This is a genomic window from Rheinheimera sp., assembly GCF_030824435.1.
GTDB lineage: Bacteria > Pseudomonadota > Gammaproteobacteria > Enterobacterales > Alteromonadaceae > Pararheinheimera.
Window position 1 is genome coordinate 1 of record NZ_JAVBXS010000007.1, and the last position, 8,632, is coordinate 8,632.

9 protein-coding genes are annotated in these 8,632 nt (G+C 45.2%); 6 read left to right on the forward strand and 3 right to left on the reverse strand.

Translation table 11 applies throughout. From position 1 onward, the window contains the following. From rpsA to RCH83_RS00150, 6 genes are all read left to right on the forward strand, one after another. The coding region (gene rpsA / locus RCH83_RS00125) for a 30S ribosomal protein S1 (RefSeq protein ID WP_306517923.1) at nucleotides 1–1,386 on the forward strand (1,386 nt) is incomplete at its 5' end. A gap of 204 nt (nucleotides 1,387–1,590) precedes the next feature. Further along, nucleotides 1,591–1,875 (forward strand): integration host factor subunit beta, encoded by a 285-nt coding sequence (gene ihfB / locus RCH83_RS00130; RefSeq protein WP_306517925.1) that lies wholly within the window; start codon nucleotides 1,591–1,593, stop codon nucleotides 1,873–1,875. 49 nt (nucleotides 1,876–1,924) lie between these two features. Then, on the forward strand, nucleotides 1,925–2,167 hold the full coding sequence (locus RCH83_RS00135) for a lipopolysaccharide assembly protein LapA domain-containing protein (protein ID WP_306517927.1): 243 nt from the start codon (nucleotides 1,925–1,927) through the stop codon (nucleotides 2,165–2,167). A 176-nt stretch (nucleotides 2,168–2,343) separates the two neighbouring features. Beyond that, the gene (locus RCH83_RS00140; protein WP_306517929.1) at nucleotides 2,344–3,303 is read left to right on the forward strand and encodes an N-acetylglucosaminyl transferase; all 960 of its coding nucleotides are present in this window, start codon (nucleotides 2,344–2,346) and stop codon (nucleotides 3,301–3,303) included. A 12-nt stretch (nucleotides 3,304–3,315) separates the two neighbouring features. After that, entirely contained in the window at nucleotides 3,316–4,026 is a 711-nt protein-coding gene (gene pyrF, locus RCH83_RS00145) for an orotidine-5'-phosphate decarboxylase (protein WP_306517931.1), read from the forward strand. Nucleotides 4,027–4,046: 20 nt separating this feature from the next. Then, entirely contained in the window at nucleotides 4,047–5,768 is a 1,722-nt protein-coding gene (locus RCH83_RS00150) for a potassium/proton antiporter (protein WP_306517939.1), read from the forward strand. Nucleotides 5,769–5,837: 69 nt separating this feature from the next. On the opposite strand, the gene RCH83_RS00155 is transcribed toward RCH83_RS00150, so the two are convergent. The 3 genes from RCH83_RS00155 to RCH83_RS00165 all read right to left on the reverse strand — a co-directional run bounded on the left by RCH83_RS00155 (nucleotide 5,838) and on the right by RCH83_RS00165 (nucleotide 8,580). After that, complete coding sequence (locus RCH83_RS00155; protein WP_306517933.1) at nucleotides 5,838–6,356, reverse strand: hypothetical protein; 519 nt, start codon at nucleotides 6,354–6,356, stop codon at nucleotides 5,838–5,840. 558 nt (nucleotides 6,357–6,914) lie between these two features. Continuing rightward, nucleotides 6,915–7,961 carry an NERD domain-containing protein gene (locus RCH83_RS00160; RefSeq protein ID WP_306517935.1) on the reverse strand — a complete coding sequence of 349 codons (1,047 nt, stop codon included), beginning with the start codon at nucleotides 7,959–7,961 and terminating at the stop codon, nucleotides 6,915–6,917. A gap of 127 nt (nucleotides 7,962–8,088) precedes the next feature. Further along, nucleotides 8,089–8,580, reverse strand: a complete 492-nt coding sequence (locus RCH83_RS00165) for a DUF1543 domain-containing protein (protein WP_306517937.1) — start codon at nucleotides 8,578–8,580, stop codon at nucleotides 8,089–8,091. Between the last annotated feature and the right edge of the window lie 52 nt (nucleotides 8,581–8,632).

Below are 8,632 nucleotides of genomic sequence, written 5' to 3' on the forward strand. Positions count from 1 at the left end.
CTGGAAAAAGCCTGTGAAGATAAAGTTACCGTTATCGGTGTTATCACTGGCAAAGTTAAAGGCGGTTTCACTGTCGAAGTTGACGGTATCCGTGCATTCCTGCCTGGTTCATTAGTCGACGTACGTCCGGTACGCGACACTCTGCACTTAGAACACAAAGAACTTGAGTTCAAAGTTATCAAATTAGACCAGAAGCGCAACAACGTTGTAGTTTCACGTCGTGCTGTGATCGAATCTGAAAGCAGTGCTGAACGCGATACTCTGCTGCAGAACCTGGAAGAAGGCATGGAAGTTAAAGGTATCGTTAAGAACCTGACTGACTACGGTGCATTCGTTGACCTGGGTGGCGTAGATGGCTTACTGCACATCACTGACATGGCTTGGAAACGCGTTAAGCACCCAAGCGAAATCGTCAATGTTGGCGACGAGATACCGGTAAAAGTTCTGAAGTTCGACCGCGAGAAACAACGTGTTTCTTTAGGCCTGAAACAGATGGGCGAAGATCCGTGGGCAGCTATCGCTTCACGTTACCCAGAAGGTGCTCGCATCACTGGTCGCGTTACTAACCTGACAGATTACGGCTGCTTCGTTGAAATCGAAGAAGGCGTTGAAGGTCTGGTACACGTTTCAGAAATGGACTGGACCAACAAAAACATCCACCCATCTAAAGTTGTGAACTTAGGTGATTCTGTGGAAGTTATGGTTCTGGAAATCGACGAAGAACGTCGTCGTATTTCTTTAGGTCTGAAACAGTGTAAAGCTAACCCATGGGAAGAGTTCGCTAAGGGCTTCAACAAGGGCGACCGCGTTTCTGGCAAAATCAAGTCAATCACTGACTTCGGTATCTTCATCGGTCTGGACGGTGGTATCGACGGTCTGGTTCACTTATCAGACATCAGCTGGAACTCTACCGGTGAAGACGCAGTTCGCGAATTCAAGAAAGGTGACGAAGTTTCTGCCGTTGTACTGCAAGTTGACCCAGAGCGCGAGCGTATCTCTTTAGGCATCAAGCAATTAGACGAAGATCCGTTCAACGGCTACCTTGCTGATAACAAAAAAGGTGCTATCGTTAAAGGCAACGTAACTGCTGTTGACGCTAAAGGCGCTACAGTAATGCTCGAAGGCGGCGTTGAAGGTTATGTACGTGTATCAGACATCGCTCGTGAGCGTATCGAAGATGCATCTACTGTGCTGAAAGTAGGCGAAGAAGTTGAAGCTCGTCTGATGGGTGTTGATCGCAAAAACCGCGTAATCAGCCTGTCAATCAAAGCGAAATTCGAAGCTGAAGAAAAAGAAGCTATGGACACTATCAAGAAGCAAGATGATGCTGACTTTGGTGGTAACGCTATGGCTGAAGCATTCAAAGCAGCTCAGAAAGCTGACTAAGCTGCCCAAAAGCTTTGAGATTGTAGCGCGGCGGCAAGTGCGCGAATCCCCAGGAGCATAGTTGTCCTATGTGACTGGGGTGAGAGCACGAAGTCAACAAAGCTACAGGTTCAAAGATAAAGGGTAAATGCTGAAGTAAATCGGTTGGGGTGCTAAGTGGTGCCCCAGTCGAATTCTCCAGACCACATTCTAAGCGGAGGGTCTATGACCAAATCGGAATTGATTGAAAAGCTTGCAAGCGATTTTCCTCACGTTCAAGTCAAAGATGTTGAATCTTCTGTTAAAGAAATTCTTGAACAGATGGCTGGTTCTTTAGCTGTAAATGAGCGCATTGAAATTCGTGGTTTTGGTAGTTTTTCCCTGCATTATCGTGCACCACGTGTGGGTCGTAACCCGAAAACGGGTGACAAAGTTGAACTTGATGGCAAATACGTGCCGCATTTTAAACCAGGTAAAGAATTACGCGATCGCGTAAAAGAAAACACCTGATCAGGGATGTTTTGGTACCAGCTAAGGCTGTGTACAAACGGAGTTGAGTTTGAGAAAACTGATTTACATTCTGTGTTTTGTTGCTCTGGTCGTGATTGGCTTGTTTTTTGGTTCAATCAATCAGCAAGCTGCTGAGCTCAACTATTTTATTGCCAAAGCTGAGTTACGGGTTGTGGATATAGCCCTGTTGTTTCTGTTACTCGGCTTTGCTATTGGTCTGAGTTTATCCCTTTCTATTTTATTCAAACTTAAAACCAAACGTTGGTTTTCTAAAGCAATCAGCAAGACCTAACCGCTATGCTAGAGCTGCTTTTCCTGTTACTGCCAGTCGCCGCCGCTTACGGATGGTTTTATGGCAGAAACAGCCTTAGACAGGAAGAGTTAAAAGGCAAAGCGAATGTTGCTAAAAACCTGTCATCTGGTCTTAATTTTCTCCTTACTGATCAAGAAGATAAAGCGATAGAGCAATTGCTGCAGCTTCTTGATATTGAAGCTGCAACTATTGATACCTATCTGGCTTTGGCCAATTTATTCCGTCGCCGTGGTGACTGGGATAAAGCTATTCGCATTCACGAAAAATTGCACCAGTTAAAGTTACCAAAATTACAGGCACAGCAAATTCAGCTGGAACTTGCCAACGACTATTATTCGGCGGGACTGTACGACAGGGCGGAAATTTTGTTAACCGCACTGGTCGGCACTGATGCATTCCGCGAAAAAGCACTAAAACAGTTGTTCAGTCTATTCATTGCTACTCATGACTGGCATAAAGCTGCAATCTTTGGCCCCGAGGTAGATAAAACAGATTCGAAGTCGCTTCGTATCGCTATCAGCAATATGCGTTGTCAGGATGAAAAAAGACCACTGGATGCTTTTTCACTGCGCTTGTTAACACAACAATATCCACAATCTATCAGACCCAAAATGCAGCTGGCCCAATTGTTATTACAACAGCAGCAGCTGGATGACGCTGCAGTCGCTTTTAAAGCTGTATTGGCACAAAAACCACAATGGTCAGCAGAAGTATTGCCTGGCCTGATCCAATGCCAGTTGCCGGCTCAGGAATGGTATCAACTGCTTAGTCAGCTCGCTCACAAACAAAAAAACGTTACCGCAACCATGTATCTTGCTGACTGGCTGGTACAGACCGGCTCGCCGGCAGCAGGAGAACAGTTATTGCTGGAGAAGCTACAGCAACAACCCAACATCAGGCTATTTCAGCGGGTATTACAACTTCGCCAAATTACAGAACCAGAACACAGAGCGGCTTTACATTCAGTAGAACAACTGGTGAATGCTTATCTGGAAACAAAAATTTTGTTTAGTTGCCGCAATTGTGGTTTTAAAACACGGCAAACCTATTGGTTATGTCCGTCCTGCCAGCAATGGGAAACTGTGGAACCATTAAGCGGCATAGACGGCCGTTAGTTAAAGAGGAAAATGAACATGACGCAAAGCCCAATAGTTGTGGCACTGGATTTTGAACAAAAAACAGCGGCCCTCGAACTCGTCAGCCGGCTGGATCCGTCTTTATGCCGCCTGAAAGTAGGCAAAGAAATGTTCACCCATTTTGGTCCTGATTTTGTTAAAGAACTGCAACAACGCCATTTTGATGTGTTTTTAGACCTGAAATTTCATGATATTCCCAATACTGTGGCAAAAGCGGTTCAGGCTGCTGCCGATCTTGGTGTATGGATGGTCAATGTGCACGCCAGTGGCGGCAGTCGCATGATGTCGGCCGCGCGGGAAGCCTTGATAACCTTCGGTGAAGAGCGGCCGTTATTAATTGCTGTAACTGTGCTAACTTCAATGGAACAAAGCGATTTAACTGAACTTGGCATCAACCGCAGCCCAGCCGAGCAGGTTCTGCACTTAGCCGCTTTAACACAAAAATCCGGCCTTGATGGTGTCGTATGCTCAGCGCAGGAAGCGCAAATGCTGAAACAACAATTTGGCCAGCAGTTTTGTCTGGTTACTCCGGGCATACGGCCGTCTTTCGCTACTGCTGATGACCAAAAACGGGTGATGACACCATCTCAGGCCCTGGCTGCCGGCGTAGATTATATGGTGATAGGCCGGCCTGTAACTAAAGCCGCAGATCCACTCGCCGCGTTACAGGCGATTTATCAGGAACTAAACACTCCACTATAAAGGACGCGCTATTGGATGCAGTGAACCTCAGTATTTTAATTGCCGGCGCGCTGTTTTCGCTTAGCATTATCGCGACATTAATATCGGCGCGCTTCGGCGCGCCTTTGTTATTAATTTTCCTCATTATTGGCATGCTGGCAGGTGAAGATGGCCTGCTCGGGATCCGTTTCTCAAATCCTGATTCGGCTTTGTTGATTGGTTCGGTCGCATTGGTCATCATCTTGTTCGACGGCGGTATGCGCACTCATCCAGATCGGTTTAAAGTGGTGCTGGCTCCGTCCGCTATGCTGGCAACTGTGGGTGTACTGATCACCTGTGCTGTACTGGGTATAGCAGCTATGTGGTTATTTAATCTTACCTTACTCGAAGGCTTATTGCTGGGTGCTATTCTAAGTTCAACAGATGCTGCTGCCGTATTCTCTATTTTTCAGTCTGCCGGGCTCAATATTAAAGAACGGGTCGCTTCTACACTTGAAATAGAATCGGGTAGCAACGATCCGATGGCTGTGATGCTGACCTTTACTCTGGTCAGTGTTGTCGCAGGTGAATCCAGCCTGGATTGGCGCTTAACAATGACCTTTTTTCAACAAGCCATTATTGGCGCTCTGATGGGTTACCTGGGCGGTAGAGCATTTATTTGGTTTTGTCGTAAGTTGCCGCTTGGCGCCGCTTTTTTTCCTTTATTTGCAGTCTCTTATGCATTGTTTACTTTTGGGGTTACCAACCAGCTGGGAGGAAGTGGTTTTCTGGCCGTTTATCTGGCAGGCTTTCTGATTGGCAATGCCAGACTGGCACAGGTGCAATATATATTACGCATGCACGACGGTCTGGCCTGGTTAAGCCAGATTGTGATGTTTCTGATGTTGGGTTTATTGGTGACACCATCTAAGTTATTGGAATATGCCGCGCCGGCTTTGTTATTGGCGTTCGTGATGATTTTCCTGGCAAGACCGCTGGCAGTCGTGTTGAGCCTTATCCCATTCAGATATCCCAAAAGAGATCAGCTTTTTATCAGTTGGGTAGGGCTGCGCGGTGCAGTCCCTATTATCCTTGCTTTGATACCTTGGCTTGCCGGTGTGCCAAATCAGGATTTGTATTTTAACGTTGCATTTTTCGTGGTGATTGTGTCTTTGTTGATCCAAGGCTGGTCCATTGCACCAGTCGCGCGCTGGTTAAAGCTGGAAGTGCCTAAAGCTCCGGGCCCGGATCATGTAATGGCATTAGAGGCGGTACCAAGCAACGATATTCTGCAGCTGCTTGCTTACAAAGTTGATAAAAATTCCGCCGTAGTTGATGCGGACTGGCAGCAACTACCAGTGCCAAACGGCGTGCAGTTTTTAGGACTTGTCCGGCATGGAGAATGGTTGCAAAGCACAAACTGCACCTTATTCAAACCAGAAGACACTATTATGGTGCTGGCAAAAGCTACTGATGCAACTTATCTGAGTGAGGTTTTATCCAGTTATGCTGAAGCTGCAACAGTCAGCAGACAAGACTTTTTCGGTGAGTTTGTACTCAATGGCCAGATCCTGTTGTCAGACTTAGGGGCCTTTTACACCATTGAATTTGGTGATCTGGATCCTCAACAATCATTATCGGACTACATAACAGAACGTTTCCACCGCCGTGTTGTGGTAGGTGACAGCCTGCAACTTGATCAGCTTGTGCTGACAGTAAGGCAATTGAATGAAAAAGGCGACATTTTACAGGTAGGTATCAAAGCCGCTCAGACCACACTCTAAAGTATCAATCTAGTCTGACAGAGCAGGGGACTTCGGTACCCCGTGATCATGTCTATCGAGTACCTTATTTTAAAGACCACGCTCCTTTATATAATCTTCCATCTCTTGCCAGGTAATAAAAGACTGCAGTTTTTCTTCAGATTTCCGATCAAGCGCAGGCCTGAGCTCTAACAGATATCTATTACCTGTCTGCAGCAATACCAACCGATACGCAAATTTGTAATTTGCAACCCCTTTAGAGCGCACCCAAAGTTGTGGTGTGATTCTGGTAAATTCCTCATCCGCCAGGGCTGCAGTATGGATCTGCTGATACTTCAACGGGATCCGAAGTGGGATCAAACGTTCTTCATAAGGAAATTCAGTCGTTGAAGGAGCAGCATCCATGGATGTAGAAAGTTTCATATCCATCGCAGATATTTTTTTATTTAGATTTATAATCTCTTGTTTTAAAACATTATTTTCGTTACGTAACTTTGTCATTTCCGACATCAAATCATCACGCTCATTACGTAATGTTTTGGCAATAACAAATTCTGCCTGCCGTCTTTGACGATAATTCCGTTGCCGCTCGGCGTTGCTAAGAGCCATTTTTAGTTTATCTTTCAGTTTTTTCCGAATTATAGTTCAGTAGTTACGTAACAAGTAGTTTTTAAATTACCAGAAAACAAAAAAACAACTGTCTATTTGTCAGGCCGTGGAAATGAATCTAACGCTGCTGGTTTTCGCAAGCAAAGAGAACAAAGTTGATACTCAGCTCATGTTTAAGCATGGATTAACCTTTGGTTGGAGATTCAACCAGAACGGGCTGTATGATGAGCATTAAAAAGTTGGTTGAAACCAAACCTTGTACAAAAACTGAGTTTTAGCGTTGTATAAAACAGCGGCTCATAAAAACCATCTTATGTCTAAAAATAACCTAATGAGTAAGGTTCAGAACTGCCTTAAGCAACGCACCAAACATATCCCATAATGTATATTATGTTAAATACAATATTAGAGTACAAAGTACAAATGGCAGTTATCATGTGTAGTTCCCACGTGTCATTGTCATTTTTCACACTGCTTGTCATTGATTGCAATGAATGCCCGCAGCGCTCCGCTCACTCAGTCCAATTAAAAACAACCAATACTAAAATCCACTTTGATTTACGACAATCTAAAAACTTCCATTGAAGCATTGCAGGCCTGACATCCCAGAGTAAAAACGGACTGTGACTTACTTACCTTGGTATTCTGACTCTTGCATACCGGACATGGTCGTTTTAATGGCGTATTGCCGCCGCAGTTTCCGCATTGCACAAAATAGCCATAACGGCCCGACTGTGCAGTTAAGCCATCAGCTGCGCCACAGTGCTTGCATGTTACTGCTACTGAATGATGCGGTCCTTTGATGTGCGCGACTTGGGCTAATTTGGTGTCTGGCAGTATTTCGGCAGGTTTAAGCTCGTGTGAAACCCATTCACTGACTTGATCTGTTTCGCTGATTGCTTCCTTGACTATTACCTGGCGTTGCTGAACGACGTTGTTTTCAGTGCATGGCGCAAACGGCTGGCTCGTATGCGCCAAAATGAAATCGCAAATTTTTGTCAGTTCTTGTGCGGTAAAACTTGGTCTATTTTCAGCAAGCCGGGCTTTGAATTGAAAAAACGTTTTGAAATCCATTTTTTTGTCGAGAGCTTCGACCACAAACTCGGATTTGACTAATTTATCAGCCACATCAATCGGTGCTTTACTGCGGTCAATGATGGCATCGCTGGAAATCGCGCAAAACACATCAAAACAACGACCTCCAAAACCCTGCTGCATGCCCAATAAGGTGCCAAGCAACTGTGAGTCATGGGCACTGAGTAATTGTTTTAACAGCGCAAGCTGCAACTCGGCTTGTTTAATCGGCGATGGCATACCACTCCACTGCCCTTTATAACTACGACTCCATTCGCTGTATTCGTTGACCTGTACTTCGCCGCGAATGCTCTTGGATTCCACCACAATAAAACCGTAGCTATAGACAATCAGATGGTCGATTTGCGCGTGTTCGCCAGCATGCGACAGGCGGATATCGTTAAACACCATCACATTATCGCGGTCCTTGTAGGCTCGGCGCAGGTAAAACGCAACGTCATGTTCTTGTTTAATGCCGGCATCCATTTTGATAGATGCCGAGCTGGTTTGAGTTTTATCTTTTAAGATCATCGTCGTGCTTACTCTTTAAAATAATCACTGTTGAACTTCGGAATTTTGACAATACGGGTCAATCTGAAGATTTGGTTGTCACCGGCATTGTGCCGGCGAAACCCTTGTTCTGTTTGTCGTACTTCGGTTACAACAAAATATAATCGTGCTGCTGTGTGATGCCCTGATGTGGTTCTGCAGTCAGATGGACATATCGTCCATCAATATTGTCTATCACAATACAATCATCCAAATCCCACAGATTGTCGGTGTGTGGTTTTTCCCATTGGGCTGCCAGCATTGTTTTACCTTTTTGTTTGGCAGCCATTTTGTCCTTTGCAACCACCAATAAATAACGATGTTCTTCGCCAAAATTGCCAGGTAAATAACCTCCCAGATTGATAAAAAATAATCTGGGTTCATCTGCAGCTGGCGCTACATTACTTAACCTGACTTTGTATTGCTCAACACCATCAACAGCCATCCAGCAATCAATATGCAAACCCTCTGCCCGACCAAACCATTGTTGGCGCAATTGTGGATAAAGCTGCTGCAGGTTTTCTCCGCTGACAAAAACCACATCATGAACTTCAATTTTGGCGGCTGCATGCCGGCCACCTAACATCACAATATAAAGCACAAAAACTCCTTTCCATCCTTTAAGCCCGCAACACCATCTGCAAAGGTCTGTT

Excerpts from the sequence above, each read along its gene's own strand:
- ihfB (WP_306517925.1), top strand. The coding sequence starts at position 1,591 with ATGACCAAATCGGAATTGATTGAAAAGCTTGCAAGCGATTTTCCTCAC.
- RCH83_RS00155 (WP_306517933.1), bottom strand. The coding sequence starts at position 6,356 with ATGGCTCTTAGCAACGCCGAGCGGCAACGGAATTATCGTCAAAGACGG.
- RCH83_RS00160 (WP_306517935.1), bottom strand. The coding sequence starts at position 7,961 with ATGATCTTAAAAGATAAAACTCAAACCAGCTCGGCATCTATCAAAATG.
- pyrF (WP_306517931.1), top strand. The coding sequence starts at position 3,316 with ATGAACATGACGCAAAGCCCAATAGTTGTGGCACTGGATTTTGAACAA.